Genomic DNA, 17698 nt, shown 5'->3' on the forward strand with positions numbered 1-17698 from the left:
CGTTCACGACCGATGGGGTACGACCGCGACGGGGCAGGCGGCGTGGTGCAGAACGCCGTGAGTGACGCGACCGAGCTGGAGCCCGACGGCGCCCTGCGTGCGCTGGGCACCCACGACCAGCAGGCCCGCGTCGCGCGAGACGTCCAGCAGCACCCGGCGTGCGTGGCCCTCGACGGTACGCCGTCGCAGGTCGACGCCAGGGTGCTGCTCGGCCGCCTCGCTCACGGCCGCTTCCAGGGTCTCGGCGGCCCGCTCCTCGTGCAACCGGGCGGACTCACCGCCGGCCGGATGTGCCGGGTGCCGCCAGGCGCGTACGGCCTCCAGGGGCACCCCGCGCAGCTCCGCCTCCGCGGCGGCGAAGCGCACCGCCGCAGAACCGGCCGGCCCTTCCGCCACGCCCACCACGATCCGGCCGTGCGTCTCCGGCCCGCCGTGCTGGTCCTGGCCGCCGCGGAGCACGATCACCGGGCAGTCGGCATGGGCGGCCACGGCCAGGCTGACCGAGCCGAGCAGCATCTCGGCGACTCCACTACGGCCCCGTGCGCCCATCACCAGCGCGGACGCGACGCGGCTCTCACGGACCAGCGCGTATTCGGGTTCCTCGGGCAGAACGTCGGTGGAGACCTTCACACCGGCCTGACGCCGCGCCGCGCGCCGGGCCGCGGCGGCAACGATGTCCTCGGCCATCACCTGCTCGGACGGCCTGCCCACGTCCTGCGCCGGCGAGGTGCCCTCGTAGCGCTCCCACAGCGAGGCGTACACCAGCCGCAGCGGCACCCCGCGCAGCACCGCCTCGTCCGCCGCCCAGTCCACCGCGCGCAGACTCGGCTCCGACCCGTCGACCCCTACGACCAGGGGCAGGTCCACCGCGCTCACCGCCCCGCCCCGATCGCCAGGGGCTCACCAAAGGCCCGAACAACCGCTGCCTTCATGGGTTTCCTCTCCTCCGGGGTGGGTCGGTCGAATCGCTGGGTCAGTCGTGCGCGACCACGGCGACCGGAGCGGTGGCGTGGTGCAGGGCGGCGTGGGTGACGGGACCGATGTGCGTGCCGAACGGGCTGCGGCGGATCCGCCGGCCCACGACCAGCAGGGAGGCTTCGCGGGCGGCGTCGACCAGATGGTCGGCGGGGGTTCCGCAGTGGCACTCGGTGGTGACCTCGACGCCCGGGAACTTCTGCCGCCACGGCAGGAGGGTCTCGGCCAGGGGGGTCTCTTCGCCGAGCGTCTCGGGCGCCTCGGGCGCCTGGATCACGAGGTCCGCGGTGACGGCTTCCGTGTAGTACGGCGGTGGGGTCCAGCCGTGGACGACACGCAGGGTCGTACCGCGCCGGGCCGCCGCCTGGAACGCGAACCCGATCAGCTCCTCGTCCGGGGAGTCCACGTCCAGGCCCAGGACCACGGGGCGGAACGGTGTCGCGGCGGACGGGCTGCCCGTCGGGTCCGTCTCGTGCTCGTCGGCGGCCTGCTTCCCCGCCCTGACCAGCACGACGGGTCGTTCGGCGTGGGCGACGACCGAGAGTCCGACCGAGCCGACCATGAAACCGGCCGCGCCGCCCAGCCCGCGCGAACCGAGGACCAGCAGTTCGGCGTCCTTCGCCGCGTTCGCGAGGACCTCGCCGGGGGTGCCGGACAGCTGCTCGGTGGTCACTTCGAGGCCGGGGTGGCGCCGGGCGATGTCTGCGGCCGCCTCGCGGGTGATCCGGTCGGTCCAGTGCTGGTGGGTCTCGGACCCGAGCAGCGGGGCCTGTGCCATGGGCTCCGGTACCGGCTCCCACACCTGGAGCAGCTTCAGCGGCAGACCTAGCAGTTCTGCCTCGCGGGCCGCCCATTCGGCCGCGGCGCGGCTCTCTGCCGAGCCGTCCAGGCCGACCGTGACGGTGCGGGTCATGATCTCCACCTCCTGAGTGGGGTTCGCGATTCGAGCCTCGTGCAGGGACCGGGCGGGGGGCAGGGGCCGCAGGTCCCGGAGAAAGGCCGATGGGCCCTCGGGGAGCCGGGGCCCGCGGTCCGCCGCCGTGGAGGGGGTCGGCGGCGGACACGGCGGCCAGGACGATCAGGAGGACGGCGCGCCTCATCAACGCCCTCATCATGGTGCCCATGACTGCCGCGATCCGCAGCGCGATACCTCCGACCAGGGCAGGTCCGATGCCGAAGGCCGGTGGCCACGGGGTTGAACGGTCCCGCACGCGGGGCTCGTCGGGCTCGACGGCGCGGGCGTGGCGGACGAGTTCGCGGATACGTCTCGCAACGGGTCGTACGTCGGTGGATCATGAGGTCAGGCACGGAGAAGGGTGGCGCATGTCCCAGGGCTCGGCCGCACAGGCTTCGTGGTGGCGCCGTCCGGTACCGGGGCTCGCGGTCCTGCTCCGCTATCGCCGCTCGTGGCTGAGGGGCGACCTGCTGGCCGGCGCGACCGTCGCCGCGTATCTCGTGCCGCAGGTCATGGCCTACGCCGGAGTGGCCGGGCTGCCGCCGGTCGCCGGGCTGTGGGCGATCCTGCCCGCGCTCGCGCTGTACGCACTGTTCGGCTCCTCCCGGCTGCTCTCGGTCGGCCCCGAGTCCACGACCGCCCTGATGACGGCCACCGTGGTCGGTCCGCTGGCGGCGGGCGACTCCGGGCGGTACGCGACGCTGGCGGCCGCGCTCGCGGTCACGGTCGGGCTGCTGTGCGTGGTGGCGTGGGCGGTGCGGCTGGGATTCCTCGCCGATCTGCTCTCCCGGCCGGTCCTGATCGGCTATCTCGCGGGCGTGGCGCTGATCATGACCGTGGATCAGCTGACGAAGCTCACCGGAGTCGCCACGACGGGCACCGAGTTCTTCCCTCAGGTCTGGTCGTTCGTCACGCACCTGTCCGACGCCCACGCGGCCACGGTCGTCTTCTCGGCCACGGTGCTCGTGTTCCTGTTCGTGGTGGCGCGGTATGCCCGCGTGGTGCCGGGCCCCCTGCTCGCGGTGGTCCTCGGCACGGCCGCGGTGGTGGCGTTCGACCTCGACGACCGGTACGGCATCAAGGTGATCGGCGAGGTCCCGTCGGGAGTGCCGGACCTCGCCCTGCCCGACCTGAGCGACCTGCCGCGTCTGGTCCTGCCCGCGCTCGGTGTGCTGATCGTCGCGTACACGGACTTCATCCTCACCGCGCGGGCGTTCACCGGCGGCGCCGACGAGGGCCCCGGCCTGGACGCCAACCAGGAGTTCCTCGCGCTGGGGACGGCCAACCTCGGCGCCGGTGTGCTGCACGGCTTCCCGGTGAGCAGCAGCGCCAGCCGCACCGCGCTCGCCTCCTCGGCGGGGGCCCGCAGCCAGGCGTACTCCCTGGTGGCGGGGGCCGCGGTGCTCGCCGTCCTGCTGTTCCTCAGCCCGCTGCTCTCCCGCACCCCCTCGGCCGTGCTCGGTGCGCTCGTCGTCTACGCGGCGGCCCGCATGATCGACTTCGCGGGTTTCCGCCGGCTGGCGTCCTTCCGCCGCCGGGAACTCATGCTGGCCCTCGGCTGCCTGGCCGGGGTGCTCGCCCTGGACATCCTGTACGGCGTGCTGGTCGCCGTCGGGCTGTCGGTGGCCGAGCTGCTGACGCGGGTGGCCCGGCCGCACGACGCGGTCGAGGGGCTGGTGCCCGGGATGGCCGGCATGCACGACGTGGACGACTACCCCGCGGCCCGTACGATCCCCGGCCTGCTGGTCTACCGCTACGACTCCCCGCTGTTCTTCGCCAACGCGGAGGACTTCCGGCGCCGGGCGCTGGCCTCGGTCGACGAACAGACCGATCCCGTGCGCTGGTTCGTCCTGAACACGGAGGCCAACGTCGAGGTCGACATCACGGCCCTGGACGCGGTCGACGAACTGCGCCGTGAACTCGTCGGGCGGGGCGTCGTGTTCGCCCTCGCCCGGGTCAAGCAGGACCTCCTGGACGACCTGCGGGCGTACGGCCTGGAGAAGTCCGTCGGGTCGGATCTCATCTTCCCGACGCTGCCGACCGCCGTGGCCGCCTACCGGAGGTGGCGCGAGGGCCGGGCTCCGGGTGGGGACGGCGCTCCCGGTGGAGACGGCGCTCCGGGCGGGGACGGCGCTCCGGATGGGAACGACCGCGGCTGAACCGATCCTCAAGTCGTTCTTCAGCGGCCCCGCCAAGCATGGCCGGCGGGGCCCTCGGCGCGGGTGCGACCGTCGTGGGAACCGACGAGAGCCGAGTGGCCCGACCGACGGGCCGGGTGGCCCATGGCCCGCCGCGCCCGACGGACACACGCTGGCCTCGGCAGTTCCTACGCGCCGCCGGGAGGCACGCCATGATCACTACTCGTACGCCCAGCATGCTGCAGGCCCTGCCCGCCGAGTACCGGCAGCAGCTGATGAGCGTCGCCCGGGAGGTGTCCTTCCCGCAGGGGACACGCCTGTTCGAGGAGGGTGGGCGCGCCGACCGGTTCTGGATCCTCCGCACCGGCAGCATCGAACTCGACATGCATGTGCCCGGCCGCAAGGCCGCCGTCATCGAGATGCTCCGGCCGAACGAGCTGGTCGGCTGGTCCTGGCTGTTCTCGCCGCATGTCTGGCACCTGGGCGCCGAGGCGGTGACGCCGGTGCGTGCGTACGAGTTCGACGCCGAGACCGTGCGCACCATGTGCCGGGAGGATGCGGAGCTGGGCAACGCCGTCGCGCAGTGGGTCGGCGAGGTACTGGCCCACCGGCTGCGTTCCGCCCGGGGCCGGCTCCTGGACCTGTACGCCCCGTACGGCGCCGGCAGCCTCGTCTGACCGGCCCGGACCGGACCGGCACCGACGACGACCCGGTGGGCCCCGGTGAGTGGGGCCGGTCGGCCCTAGTACGACCGGTCCCGGCGAGTGATGATCGGCCTCACGGACTGCCCACAGGCCGTCCGCCACCGGGGAGCGAGGGATCGCCATGGCCGACACAGGCACTTTCGACGAGCGGAATCCGATCCGCGTGTTTCTGCTCGACGATCACGAGGTCGTACGGCGCGGTCTGACAGACCTGCTCGACGGCGAGCCCGACATCTCCGTGGTCGGCGACGCGGACAGCGTCGAGCAGGCGCTGGTCCGCGGTCCCGCGCTGCGCCCGAATGTCGCCGTGCTGGACGTCCGTCTCCCCGACGGCGACGGCATCACGGTCTGCCGGGAGCTGCGCAGCCGGATGCCGGAGCTCGCGTGTCTGATGCTCACGTCGTTCGACGACGAGGACGCGCTGCTGGACGCGATCATGGCCGGGGCCTCGGGCTATGTCCTCAAGCAGATCAAGGGCTCGGACCTGATCTCGGCGGTGCGCACCGTCGCCTCGGGCCAGTCGATGCTGGACCCCGCGACCACGGCCCGCCTGATGCGCTCGCTGCGCGCCGACCCCGCGGACACTCCGGCCATGCCGGCCGAACTCGCGAGCCTGTCGCCGCGCGAGCGCGACATTCTCGCCCTGATCGGCGACGGCCTGACCAACCGCGAGATCGGCAAGAAGCTCTACCTCTCCGAGAAGACGGTCAAGAACCACATCTCCCGTCTCCTGGCCAAGCTCGGCGTACAGCGCCGCGTCCAGGCCGCGGTCCTCGCCTCCCACCTGGACCAACTGGAAACCACCGACCACGCCACACGCTGACCCCCCGCACCCCCGTCCCCTCCCCCGTCCCCCGCCCCCTCCGGAACACACGCTGCGCGGTGAAGCCCGCGTCCCGGCCGCTCTGCCGGCTCCCCCGGGACGCACCGCGACATCGGTCCAGCATCCCCGAATTGGCCTTGGTGCCCGGGTGCGCGGGGCGTTTAGCGTCGGCGCATGCGGATTCGTATCGTCGATGCCTTCACCGACCGTCCCTTCGCCGGCAACCCGGCCGGGGTTCTGCTCCTCGACGCCTTCCCGGACGACGACTGGCTCCAGAGCGTCGCCATGGAGGTCAATCACGCCGAGACGGCGTTCGCGCACCCGCTGCCGAAGGGCGGTGCGGCGGACTGGGCGCTGCGCTGGTTCACTCCCGTCGCCGAGGTCGCGATGTGCGGGCACGCCACGCTCGCCACGGCCCACGTCCTGCACACCAGCGGCGCCCACGAGGGCCCGGTGCGGTTCGCGACCCGCAGTGGTGTGCTCGTCGCCACGCCCGGCGAGGGCGGCTGGATCACCATGGACTTCCCGACCGCGCCGCTCACCGCGGTCGAGATCCCGGCCGGGGTCGCCGAGGCGCTCGGCGCGGAGCCGCTCGCGGCGTTCGACACCGGGCCGAACGTCGGGGACCTGGTGGTGGAGCTGGCCGACGAGAAGACCGTCCTCGGACTCACCCCCGACCACAAGGCGCTCGGCGCCTACTCCGCGCGCGGCATCATCGCCACGGCCCGCGCCGAGGACCCGGCCCGGGGATACGACTTCGTCTCGCGGTGCTTCTTCCCCAACGTCGGCATCGACGAGGACCCGGTCACCGGCAGCGCCCACACCGCGCTGGCCCCCTACTGGTCCGAGCGCCTGGCCCGCCCCGATCTGACCGGCCTCCAGGCCTCCCGGCGCTCCGGCCTCGTCCGCACCGGACTGCGCGGCGACCGCACCCTGCTGACGGGCCGAGCGGTCACCACCATCGAGGGCGAGCTGCTCACGCCGTAGGCAGCCAGCCCACCTTTCCCGCCAGCACCGCGTATCCCACGAACGCCCCGATGTCGAGCAGGGAATGGGCCACCACCAGGGGACCGACCCGGCCCCAGCGCCGGTACAGGTGGACGAACACCACGCCCATGACCATGTTGCCGACGAAGCCGCCGATGCCCTGGTACAGGTGGTACGAGCCGCGCAGCACGGAACTGGCCACCAGCGCGGTGCCGGGGGTCCAGCCCAACTGGCCCAGCCTGCGCAGCAGATAGCCGACGACGATCACCTCTTCGAGGATCGCGTTCTGCAGCGCCGAGAGGATCAGCACCGGGTACTTCCACCACACGTCGGGCAGCGCCTCGGGCACCACGGTGAGATTGAAGCCGAGGCCGCGGGCGGCCAGGTAGAAGGCGATCCCGGTGCTGCCGATCACGGCCGCGACGCCCGCCCCGCGGCCGAGGTCGGGCCAGGGGCGGGTGCGGTCGAAGCCGAGGGTGCGCAGGCCCTCGCCCTCTCGCATCAGCAGGTGGGCGACGAGCAGGACGGGCACGAGTGCCGACGCGATACCGAAGAGCTGCCAGGCGAGATCGAGCCAGGGACGGCCCGGCGCGGCCGAGGCATTGAGGGTGGCCGCCTGGTCCTTGAGGCCGCCCGGTTTCGTGACCGATCCGACAAAGCTGATCAGGGCGGACACTCCGCTCGCGCCCAGCGAAAGCCCCAGCACGAGCAGCGTCTCGTCCCGGAACATCCGGCGCGAGGGCCGCTCCAGCGGATAAGAATCGGCCACCGGGTCCGCCTCCACCTGCACACCTGCCTCCAGGGTTGGGTAATCCCGCCCCATGCCCATCTTCGCCCCGCTAGTGTCTCGAAAGCAGTTACGAAGAACGTGCGCCACGGACTGTCGGGGGGACAGGGAGGGGCACCACCGTCATGGGACGTCACAGCTTGCCCGATCGGTACGGGGCGGGCACGGCCGACCCCCGCCCTCGCGCCCGTCGCCGCAGCGTGGCCATCGCGACCGCCCTCGTCCTCACCGTCGCGGGCGGCACGGCCGCCGCCGTGCAGAGCGGGCTGCTCTCCTTCGGCTCCTCCTGCCAGGACGACCCGGTACGGCTGACGCTCGCCGCCTCCCCCGACGTCGCCCCCGCCCTGGAGGCGGCGGCCGGGCGGGCCCGGAAGGAGAACCTCACCTCCGACGGGAACTGCGTGGCCGTCACGGTGAGGGCGCAGGACTCCGCCGAGGTCACGGACATCCTGAGCGCGGGCCGGAAGCCCGACGCGCAGGTCTGGGTGCCCGATTCGGACGTATGGGTGCAGCGGGTCACCGCGGACGGCAAGGCGACGCAGGTGACGCCGGAGGGCAATGTGGCCGCGACGCCGGTGGGTGTGGCGATGCTGCACACCGCCGCGAAGTCGCTGGGTTGGCCGAAGAAGACGTACACCTGGACGGAACTGGCCGGAGCCACCCTCTCGGACGACTCGCTCAGGCTGGGCGCGGCGGACCCGGCGCGCAGTGCGACCGGGCTGCTGGCGCTCACCCGGCTGAGCGCGGCCGCCGCCGAGGCGAAGGGCGGGGCCACCCACGCCGCGGCCATGATGAAGGCGCTGTCCCAGCGCGTCTCCGCGGCCGACGGCCAGGTCCTGGACACCCTGCCCCACGACTCCTCGGGCACCGAGCAGGGCAACCCCAGGCGCAACCAGGCACTGATCCTCAGCGAGCAGGCGGCGTTCACCCACAACTCGACGGCCGGCGGCGGCACGGACCTGGACCTCTTCTATCCCACGGACGGTTCGCCGACGCTCGACTACCCCTACACGCTCGTCGACGAGCCGGAGCTGACCACCGACGAGAGCCGGGCCGCGATCCGGTTCATGACGTATCTGCGGGAACCCCCACAGCACAAGCTCCTGGAGAAGTACGGCTTCCGCGCGGACGACGGCTCCGTGGCGCCGTCGGTCGTCGCCACGGCGGGCGGCCGCAGCCCGCAACCCTACGCGGAGCCGTCCCCGGAGCCGGCCTCCGACACCGCGCTCCAGGAAGCGCTGGGGACGTGGACGATCACGGTGCAGAGCGCCCGGATCACCACGGTCGTCGACGCCTCCGCCTCCATGTCGGAGCCGGTGGCGGACACGGGCCGGTCCCGTATGGACGTCACCAAGGCCTCTCTGCTCCAGGCTCTCGCCACCTTCACCCCGGAGGACGAGATCGGTCTGTGGGAGTTCGCCACCAGGCTGGACGGCGACAAGGACTACCGCGTGCTGGTGCCGACCGAGCGGCTGGGCGACCGCAGGGGCAGCGGCACCCAGCGGGACCGGCTGTCGGCGGCGTTCGGCGGACTGGAGCCGGTCCCCGGAGGTGCCACCGGTCTGTACGACACCACCCTCGCCGCGTACCGGGCGGCCACCTCGTCGTATGCGAAGGGCAAGTTCAACGCGTTGGTCGTGCTGACCGACGGGGTGAACCAGGATCCCGGCAGCATCTCCCGCGCCGGGCTCGTCTCCGAACTGCAGAAGCTCAGCAACCCCGAGCGCCCGGTGCCCCTCATCGTCATCGCCGTCGGTCCGGAGGGCTCCCGGAAGGAGGCCCAGGAGATCGCGCGGGCCACCGGCGGCTCCGGCCACGAGGTCAGCGACCCCGCCCAGATCCACTCGGTCATTCTGCAGGCCATCGTGGCGGCGGGGGCACGGAACGCCTCGGGCTGACCGACGGCCCTCCCGAGGGGGTGTCGTTTGGATCATCCCGGCGTCGCGGGCCCTGGCACGCACTCCCCCAAGCTGTTCGAGCAGGGGGCACCCCCATGACCCCGCCCGGGGTCGGCCGGACCGCACCCCTCGTCACGGCCGGCCTGATCCAAACGGCACCCCCTAGGTGCGCGGCCGTGCCGCCCTCACCCCAACGGCACCGGCTCCGGCAGGCCCACCGGCCAGGTGTGCACCGGCTCCCCGATGTGCATCAGCTCGCGGTAGCGCCTGGTGGTGGCGGCCAGGGCGGCCTGCCGGGACAGCCCCTGTTCCAGGGCGCGGTGGAAGGTGGCCGACTGCCAGCTCGCGCCGTTGACGCGGCGGCGGCAGCGCTCCTCGATGACGCCCAGAAAGTGGTCCCGGTCGGCGGCTTCGACACCCCACGCGTCCAGGCCCGCCTCGGCCAGCGGCAGGAGTTCGTCGCGTACGAGGGTGACGGCGTCGACCTCGGCCGTACCGCCGTAGCGTCCGCGCCGGGGCCAGATGAAGCGGGCGTCGATGCCGTGCCGGCACGCGGCGTCGAAGTTGGCCTCGGCCGTCGCGAAGGGCAGCCGGGTCCACACCGGGCGGGACTCCTCGGCGAGGGCGCGGACGACGCCGTAGTAGAAGGCGGCGTTCGCGATGACGTCGGTGATGGTCGGGCCGGCGGGCAGGACCCGGTTCTCCACGCGCAGGTGCGGAACGCCGTCGGCGATGCCGTAGACCGGACGGTTCCAGCGGTACACCGTGCCGTTGTGCAGGACGAGTTCGGCGAGCTTGGGCACGCCTCCCTCGTCGAGCACCCGCAGCGGGTCCTCCTCGTCGCAGATCGGGAGCAGGGCCGGGAAGAAGCGCAGGTTCTCCTCGAACAGCTCATGGGCGGAGGAGATCCACCGTTCGCCGAACCAGGTGCGCGGCCGCACGCCCTGGGCCTGCAGTTCGGGCGGGCGGGTGTCGGTGGACTGCAGGAACAGCGGCGGTCTCGACTCACGCCACAGCTCGTGGCCGAACAGGAAGGGCGAGTTGGCGCCGACGGCGATCTGGGCCGCGCAGGCGGCCTGCGCCGCGTTCCACACGTCGGCGAAGCGGCCGGGGGTGACCTGGAGGTGCAGTTGGACGGAGGTGCACGCGGCCTCGGGCACGATGGACTTCGAGGTGCAGGTGAGGTGTTCCACCCCCTCGATGTCGAGCACGAAGTCCTCGCCGCGGGCGGCCACGATCTGGTCGTTGAGCAGGGTGTAGCGGTCCACCTCGGAGAGGTTGGAGGAGACCAGGTCGTCCCGGTCGAGCGTGGGCAGAATGCCGATCATCACTATTCCGGCGTCCAGTTCGCCGGCCTTGCGGTCGGCGTACGCCAGCGAGGTCCGCAGTTCCTCGGCCAGCCGGTCGAATACCCGGCCGCCCAGGCGGTGTGGGGCTATGTTGACTTCCAGATTGAACATGGCGAGTTCTGTTTGGAAATCGCGGCTCGCGATACGTTCCAGTACCTGTCCGTTCAACATTCTCGGCATACCGTCGGAACCGGCGAGATTCAATTCGATCTCGACGCCCATGAGATTCTTCGGGCGGTCGAACCGTTTCTCCACCAGCAGCCGCTCCAGTCCCGTCAGACACTGCCGGAGCTTTTCCCGGTAGTGCTGGCGATCGGACAGGTCGAACGCACCTGCCGCGACCTTCTCCCCCATCGAAGCGTCCCTCCTCGATCGGGCGGGCCGAGGATCCGGCCGCCGGATGTCCCGGGTCAGGTGGGATGATGCCCAGCCGAAGCGATCGATAACGTCCCACAGGGACCCGGGGCCCGCTACTCTGTTGGAATGTGCCCCGGGGCACATTCACGGGGCATGGGGCATCACGCAACTTCGGGTGCCCCGAGAGCCTCGTGAAAAACGCCGACGACATTCAGCCGACCGCTCCTGAAGCGTATTCCGAGGTCAGCGGGTATCCACCGGGCGGGGAATCGGGATGATTCCCGCGAATCAGCGGCTGAATAGCGCCTTGTTCGTGACGCCGGAAACGGCTAGTGGAAACATCATATGAACAGCTGTCGTATAAACTCCGCGAACAAGGCAGAAGGTTGGCGCCCACGGTCCTGGTTCCTGCCGTCAAGGTGACCTGCGGCAGACCTCATCCGCACCCTCGCTCACCGGCCCGGGCCCCCGCCTCTCTGACCCCATCGAGCTGACAGCGCCGTCCGCCCCCCTCCCTCGCGCCGTCGCGCCTGTCGAATGAGAGGCGACCCACCATGCCGCTGCAAGTCCCCCCTGCCCCCGCGCCCGCACTTCGCTCCGTGCTCACGGCCCTCGGTTCCCCCACCGCGGTCCGCGAGGCCCGAACTCCCTCCCTGCGCAACGCCCAGGGACCCGCCACACCCGAACTCCCGCTGCCCGTACATGTGCTGGACCGGATCACCCCCGAGGGCGTGTCCGCCACCCGGCTCACCGGGTGGCGTTTCCTGATCCGGTGCGGCGATCGCGCGGTGGCCGCCGCCGAGACCAGGCTGATGCCGGACGGCTGGGCGTTCTCGCACTTCTTCGAGGGCCCCTACATCGCCGCCACGGAACACGCCCTGCGCCAGGCCGAGACGATGCAACAGCCCTACCAGCCCCGTCTGCTCTCCGTGCCCGGCCTGTACATGCTCACCCTGTGGCTGCACGGCGACTGCGCGGCGGACGGTGCCGAGGGCCATCCGGCGGCCGCGGACCTGCTCGTCCCGCTGGCGCCGGCACCACCGGGCATCGCGGCGCACCGCCCGCACCGGGTCGCCGAGCTGCTTCCGGTGCTGACCCATCGGGTGACTCCCGTGCCACTGCTCGGCTCACCCGCCTGACACACCCCTTTCGTACCCCGTTTCCAATTTCCGGAGGCGGGGTACGACTGCATTTCCTGCGGCTATTACTCACCCCTGCGCTCGTACGAGCAATAATGCGCTCCGACGAGCTGAAAAGGGCATCCGGTCCGACCGGACTAGCCCCATCCGGCCATCCCGAACCACCCGAAGTGGCTGCCCAGTTGGGATGAACCAGACGCGTGGCCGATGCGTCATCAACCTGTGAGAAAGCGGTGCTGCGAAATCCCTGCGGATTGACGCCCGGAGAGCAACACTGGGTTCCGACCGACTTAATCGCAACGGGGGACAAACATGACCACGACACAGCGAAAGATCCCATCAATGTGCCAGCACCAGCCGCCGTGCCCGACAGCCGAATCCGCCGACCGGGAGTCCGCCCGCCTCATGGCGCACCACCCGGAGCAGGGATGGAGCCTGCTGTGCAACGGCGTTCTGCTCTTCGAGGACACCGGTGAGCTCCTGCCGGACGGCCAGATCATCGCCCCGCACCGCCCGCTGGGTGCCGACCGGGTGATGACGGCCGCCTGAGCACCACCCCGGGCGGTCCGCCGCTCCGCCCGGCGACATGAGGGGCCGGCCCGCACGCCCTTGGTGCGCACCGGCCCCGACGCGTGTCAGGAGGTGACTACTCCTCGTAGTCGGTCGAATGCGCCGGCCCGGTGCCGCGGTACTCGAACCAGTCGAAGTCCGCACGCCCCTCGGTCACATACATTCCGATCACGCGTCCGGTGAACCCGGTCGCGACCTGGGTGGACAGATAGCGGCCGTCGAGTTCGGCCAGCCGCACCGGCCCGTCGGGGGTTTCCACCAGGAAGGCGATCGTGTCGGGACCGCCCGTCGCGGTCGTGGGCGGTTGCGCGTCCGTGGTCCGGATGTCGACGACGAGGGTGACCGGCCCGGGTGGTACGGGATGTTCCGCGAGCCGCTGCCGCACCGGCCCGATCCGTGCGGTCACGCTCACCGCTCCCCCGCACACCTCGATGTCGTAGTGGTGGGCCTCGTCCATGCGGACCGACAGCCCGGCCCGCGCCGGGCCCGGATCGACCAGGACCGCCGCCCGGCAGTCGGGATGCTGCTGGCGCCGCCCCAGGAAGGTGTGCCCGGGACGGTCGAGGCTGTCCCCCGTGGCCGTCAGCGTCAGCCATCCGGGCCGGTCGGTCAGGGACCACGAGTCCTCGGGCCGGCGGCGCGGCGATATCCAGTACGGCGCCGGCGTCACGGCGTCGAAGTCGTCCCGCACCGGCGGCGGTTCGACGGGGTACCAGACGGCGGGCGCGGGATGCCGCTCCCGCACCGGCCCGACCCGGGGCCAGCCGTCCACCCACTCGACCGGTGCCAGGAAGGTCTCCCGGCCGAGAACGTGGAATTCCGGGAAGTAGCCGTGCGGCCGGGTGCCGAGCAGAACCATCCACCAGCTGCCGTCGGCGGCCTCGACCAGGTCGGCATGGCCGGTGCACTGGATCGGCAGGCCGGTGCCCCGGTGGGAGAGGACCGGATTGCCGGGCGCCGGCTCCCAGGGGCCGCGCGGGGAGCGGGCACGGGCGGCCGAGACCCCGTGACCGAGCGCCGTGCCGCCCTCGGCCAGCAGCAGGTACCACCACGCGCCGATCCGGTAGAGGTGGGGCGCCTCCGGGTCCCGCAGCCCCGTCCCCGACCACACCGGGAACGGCCCCTCCAGCACCTTGCCCGTCAGCGGATCGATCCGGGCCACCCGGCATCCGGCCACGGCACACCAGCAGTTCCCGTCGTCGTCCCAGGCGAGGTCGGGATCGATGCCGGGGAGGTCGATCGGGACGGGGTCCGACCAGGGGCCCTCGGGCCGGTCGGCGGTGACGAGGAAGGTGCCGAGCCCGCCGATGTTCGTGGTGATCACATGGAAGCGGCCGTCGTGGTGGCGGATCGTCGGGGCGTAGATGCCGCCGGAGGCCGGGGTGTCGTCGGGCAGCTCCAACTGCCCCGGCCGGTCGAGGACATTGCCGAGCTGGCGCCAGTGCACCAGGTCACGGCTGTGGAAGAGCGGGACGCCGGGGAAGTACTCGAAGCTGGAGCACACGAGGTAGTGGTCCGCGCCGACCCGGCACACGCTGGGGTCGGGGTGAAATCCGGGGATGACAGGGTTGGAGTAGGTCCGCATACAGCCCCCCGAGCCGCGAAGTCGAAAGTTTCGAATTCGACAGCGAATCCTATCGGAACACCTCGGACGCCTCGGACGCCTCGGACGCCTCAGACACTCAGCCGGTACGGGAGCATGCACACCACCACATCGGTACGGGCCCGCAGCACGGTCGCCAGCAGCAGACCGCGCTGGTTCTGGAGGATCTCGTAACGGCGGTGCAGCGGTTCCACCTCCGGGATGAGGACGGCGACCTGGCGTCCGTCCCCGGCGACGCGCTGCACGTAGTCGACGATCGGCTGGACGAGCGAGCGGTGCGGGCTGTCGATGACATCGAGTCGTACCCCGGGGTTCCAGCGGTCCCAGGCCTCCTCCAGCGCACGGCTCTTCTCCGGGTCCGCGTGCACCGCGACCGCGACCACCTCGTCGCCCAGCGCCAGGGCGGCGGTGATGGCGTGTCGGGCGAGTTTGCTGACCTCGCCGAGCGGCACGATCACCAGGCTGCCGGTGCGCCGGTCGGGCGGTTCGGGGACCCGGCCCAGTCCGAGTTCCCGGCCGACGGTCGCGTAGTAGCGCTCGATGCGGGCGAACAGCAGCATCATCAGCGGTACGGCGACCACGACCACCCAGGCCCCTTCCAGGAACTTGGTGGTGAGCAGGATGAGCCCGGCCAGGGTGGTCAGCACCGCCCCGGTGCCGTTGATCAGGGCACGGCGCTTCCAACCGGCGGGTCTCTCGGTGGCCCAGTGCCGGACGAGACCGAGCTGGCTGAGGGTGAAGCCGATGAACACACCGATCGCGAACAGCGGGATCAGCCGGTGGGTGTCGGCGCCGGTGGCGAGCAGCAGCAGCGCGGCGAGCAGGGCCAGGGCCAGCACGCCGTACCGGTAGACGGGACGCTCGGCGCGCAGCCCGAACAGATGCGGCAGACGGTGGTCGCGGGCGAGCAGGCCCATCAGCACCGGCAGCCCGCCGAAGCTGGTGTTGGCGGCGAGCCCCAGGACGACGGTGACGAGGATGTTCGTGGCGTAGTACGCCCAGCCGTCGCCGTAGGCCCCGGCCGTGAGCTGGGCCAGGACGGTGACGTCTCCGCGCGGGGCAACCTGGTCGCGGCGGATCAGTACGGCGATGCCGATGAGCATCGTCCCCAGCAGCGCGCCGAGCATGAGTTCGGTGCTCTGGGCGCGCCTGACACGCGGGGTGCGGAAGGTCGGCACGGCGTTGGCGATGGCCTCGACGCCCGTCAGGGCGGAACAGCCGGACGAGAACGCCTTGAGGATCAGAAGCAGACCGAGCGACTCCTGAGCCGGGAAGGACTCCGCGGTGCCGACGACGGCCACCGGGTGCGTGCGCAGGAGTCCGAGGACGATGACACCGAGGATGGCCACGATGAACAGCGCGGTGGGGAGCATGAGCACCCGGGCGCTGTCGGTGATGCCCCGCAGGTTCACGGCCGTCAGCACGGCGAGGCCCGCCAGGCACACCCAGAGCTTGTCCCCGGCGAGGGCGGGGAACGCGGAGGCGAGGGCGTCCGCTCCGGCGGTGAGGCTGACGGCGACGGTGAGGACGTAGTCGACGACCAGACTGGCCGCGGCGAGCAGACTGGTGGTCGGGCCGAGGTCCTTCTTGGCCACGGCGTAGGCGCCGCCGCCGTCCGGGTGTACGGCGATCACCTGGGCGTAGGAGATCACGAGGACCATGAGCAGGAAGACGATCGCCAGCGTGATCGGCAGCGTGGCCGTCAGGGCCCCGGTCCCCGCGACCACCAGCGCCAGCACGATCGCCTCGGGACCGTACGCCACGGAACTGAGCGCGTCCAGGGACAGCGCGGCCAGGCCCTCCAGGCTGGTGAGGTGGTGCTTCTCCCCTTCGCCGGGGCGCAGCGGAACCCTGGGTCTCAGCTGACGATGTGCCAGGCCATATGCCATCGGGACCTCACCACGGCCGGGTCGGACGATCGGCACCAGTCTCAGCGGGGAGCCGTCCGCGCGCCCTCCGGCAGGGCCCGGGCGGGTCGGCCGGCCGGCGCCGCGGGCCTGGCGAATCCCCACGGTGACCGCACTCGGCGAGCGCGAGGGCGAGGGCGGGTTACAACCCCACGTCCCTGTTGCGGATGTCGTCCAGGGACTCGCGGCGCACCAGCAGGCGGGCCCGGCCCGCGCGCACGGCGGTCACCGGCGGGCGGCCGACCAGGTTGTAGCCGGAGGCCATGGACAGGTGGTAGGCGCCGGCCACGGGGACGGCAAGCAGGTCTCCGGGGCGTACGTCGTCCGGGACCTCGACGTCGGTGGCGAGGACGTCGCCGGCCTCGCAGTGCCGGCCCACGACGGTCACCGGGGCCAGGGGCGCCGCGCTGGGCCGGCCGATCAGGCGGGGCGCATAGCGGACGCCGTACAGCGCGGGCCGCGGGTTGTCGCTCATGCCGCCGTCGACCGCCACGAAGGTGTGGTCGCCGGTGCGTTTGACGGCGAGCACGTGATACAGGGCGATGCCCGCCGGGCCCGCGATGGCCCGGCCCGGCTCGATGATCAGGCGGGGCACGGGGATCCCCGCCGCCGCGCACGCACCGGTCAGCTCGTCGCGCACCTTGCGGGCCAGGGTGGTCAGGTTGAGCGCCTCCTCGCCGGGGCGGTAGGCGATGCCGTGGCCGCCGCCGAGATCGAGTTCGGGCAGGACCAGTCCGTGCTGTTCGTGGAGCCGGGCCATCAGGCCGACCATGCGGCGCACGGCGGCCAGGTACGGCTTGACGCTGGTGATCTGCGAGCCCAAGTGGCAGTGCAGGCCGGTGAGTTCGAGCTGTGGCTGGTCCAGGATCCGGGTAATGGCGTGCTGGGCGTAGCCGTCGCGGATGGACAGGCCGAACTTCTGGTCCTCGGTGCCGGTGCGGATCTTGTCGTGACCGCCGGCGCTGATGCCGGGCACCACGCGCACCATGACCTTCTGGTGGCCCTCGGGGCCGACGGCGGCGGCCAGTCGCGCGATCTCCGACGGGCTGTCGATCACGATCCGGCCCACGCCCAGGCGCAGGGCGGTCTCCAGATCGCGCGGGGACTTGGCGTTCCCGTGCAGCACGATCCTCTCGGGCGGGAAGCCCGTGGTGACCGCGAGCTCCAGCTCTCCGGCCGAGCAGACGTCCAGGCCGAGGCCTTCCTCCGCCGTCCAGTGGACCATGGCCCGGCACAGGAACGCCTTGGCCGCGTAGAGGACTTCGGCCTCGGGGAAGACGTGCCGGTAGGTGCGGCAGCGTTCGCGGACCTCGGTCTCGTCCAGGACGTAGACGGGGGTGCCGAAGCGGTCCGCGACCTCGGCGAGGGGTACGCCGCCCACGGCCAGGTCACCCGGTCGGGGTTCCGTGGTGGAGGCGGGCCACACCGACAGTTCGGCCGGGGTGGTGGTGACGGTGGGTTCGTGCAGAGTCGTCATCGCGGGCTGCCCTCTCTCATGCTCATGCG

Annotated in this window: 14 protein-coding genes; 7 read left to right on the plus strand and 7 right to left on the minus strand. The window is 71.9% G+C overall.

What is annotated here, in order from left to right; all coding sequences use genetic code 11:
• Nucleotides 1-3: 3 nt before the first annotated feature.
• Nucleotides 4-867: a universal stress protein gene (locus ACZ4EG_RS13820; protein ID WP_453554228.1), complete on the minus strand. Its 864-nt coding sequence runs from the start codon at nt 865-867 to the stop codon at nt 4-6.
• A 106-nt stretch (nt 868-973) separates the two neighbouring features.
• On the minus strand, nt 974-1888 hold the full coding sequence (locus ACZ4EG_RS13825) for a universal stress protein (RefSeq protein WP_467790777.1): 915 nt from the start codon (nt 1886-1888) through the stop codon (nt 974-976).
• 410 nt (nt 1889-2298) lie between these two features.
• Between ACZ4EG_RS13825 and ACZ4EG_RS13830 the strand changes: the two genes are divergently transcribed.
• The 4 genes from ACZ4EG_RS13830 (at nt 2299) to ACZ4EG_RS13845 (ending at nt 6582) form a co-directional block, all read left to right on the plus strand.
• On the plus strand, nt 2299-4089 hold the full coding sequence (locus ACZ4EG_RS13830) for a SulP family inorganic anion transporter (RefSeq protein WP_467790778.1): 1791 nt from the start codon (nt 2299-2301) through the stop codon (nt 4087-4089).
• Between the two features lie 191 nt (nt 4090-4280).
• Nucleotides 4281-4745: a Crp/Fnr family transcriptional regulator gene (locus ACZ4EG_RS13835; protein WP_453554143.1), complete on the plus strand. Its 465-nt coding sequence runs from the start codon at nt 4281-4283 to the stop codon at nt 4743-4745.
• 148 nt (nt 4746-4893) lie between these two features.
• A complete protein-coding gene (locus ACZ4EG_RS13840; protein WP_467790779.1) occupies nt 4894-5595 on the plus strand; it encodes a response regulator in 702 nt (233 codons plus the stop codon).
• A gap of 174 nt (nt 5596-5769) precedes the next feature.
• Nucleotides 5770-6582 carry a PhzF family phenazine biosynthesis protein gene (locus ACZ4EG_RS13845; protein ID WP_467790780.1) on the plus strand — a complete coding sequence of 271 codons (813 nt, stop codon included), beginning with the start codon at nt 5770-5772 and terminating at the stop codon, nt 6580-6582.
• Here the strand turns inward: ACZ4EG_RS13845 and ACZ4EG_RS13850 are convergent.
• Nucleotides 6572-7372 carry a CPBP family intramembrane glutamic endopeptidase gene (locus ACZ4EG_RS13850; protein ID WP_453554149.1) on the minus strand — a complete coding sequence of 267 codons (801 nt, stop codon included), beginning with the start codon at nt 7370-7372 and terminating at the stop codon, nt 6572-6574. The genes ACZ4EG_RS13845 and ACZ4EG_RS13850 overlap by 11 nt on opposite strands.
• A 122-nt stretch (nt 7373-7494) precedes the next feature.
• Here ACZ4EG_RS13850 and ACZ4EG_RS13855 point away from each other — a divergent pair, with 122 nt between their 5' ends.
• A complete protein-coding gene (locus tag ACZ4EG_RS13855) occupies nt 7495-9267 on the plus strand; it encodes a substrate-binding and VWA domain-containing protein (protein ID WP_467790781.1) in 1773 nt (590 codons plus the stop codon).
• Between the two features lie 185 nt (nt 9268-9452).
• On the opposite strand, the gene ACZ4EG_RS13860 is transcribed toward ACZ4EG_RS13855, so the two are convergent.
• Complete coding sequence (locus ACZ4EG_RS13860) at nt 9453-10970, minus strand: glutamate-cysteine ligase family protein (RefSeq protein WP_467790782.1); 1518 nt, start codon at nt 10968-10970, stop codon at nt 9453-9455.
• Nucleotides 10971-11527: 557 nt separating this feature from the next.
• On the opposite strand from ACZ4EG_RS13860, the gene ACZ4EG_RS13865 reads away from it, so the two are divergent.
• On the plus strand, nt 11528-12112 hold the full coding sequence (locus ACZ4EG_RS13865; RefSeq protein ID WP_467790783.1) for a hypothetical protein: 585 nt from the start codon (nt 11528-11530) through the stop codon (nt 12110-12112).
• Between the two features lie 342 nt (nt 12113-12454).
• A complete protein-coding gene (locus ACZ4EG_RS13870; RefSeq protein WP_316764346.1) occupies nt 12455-12661 on the plus strand; it encodes a DUF5999 family protein in 207 nt (68 codons plus the stop codon).
• A 97-nt stretch (nt 12662-12758) separates the two neighbouring features.
• Here the strand turns inward: ACZ4EG_RS13870 and ACZ4EG_RS13875 are convergent, their stop codons facing one another.
• From ACZ4EG_RS13875 to lysA, 3 genes are all read right to left on the minus strand, one after another.
• A complete protein-coding gene (locus ACZ4EG_RS13875) occupies nt 12759-14267 on the minus strand; it encodes a glycoside hydrolase family 43 protein (protein WP_467790784.1) in 1509 nt (502 codons plus the stop codon).
• 89 nt (nt 14268-14356) lie between these two features.
• Nucleotides 14357-16174, minus strand: a complete 1818-nt coding sequence (locus tag ACZ4EG_RS13880; RefSeq protein ID WP_467790785.1) for an APC family permease — start codon at nt 16172-16174, stop codon at nt 14357-14359.
• A 160-nt stretch (nt 16175-16334) separates the two neighbouring features.
• Nucleotides 16335-17669: a diaminopimelate decarboxylase gene (gene lysA / locus ACZ4EG_RS13885; protein ID WP_467790786.1), complete on the minus strand. Its 1335-nt coding sequence runs from the start codon at nt 17667-17669 to the stop codon at nt 16335-16337.
• Between the last annotated feature and the right edge of the window lie 29 nt (nt 17670-17698).

It is taken from the genome of Streptomyces sp. NPDC025638, from assembly GCF_055558775.1.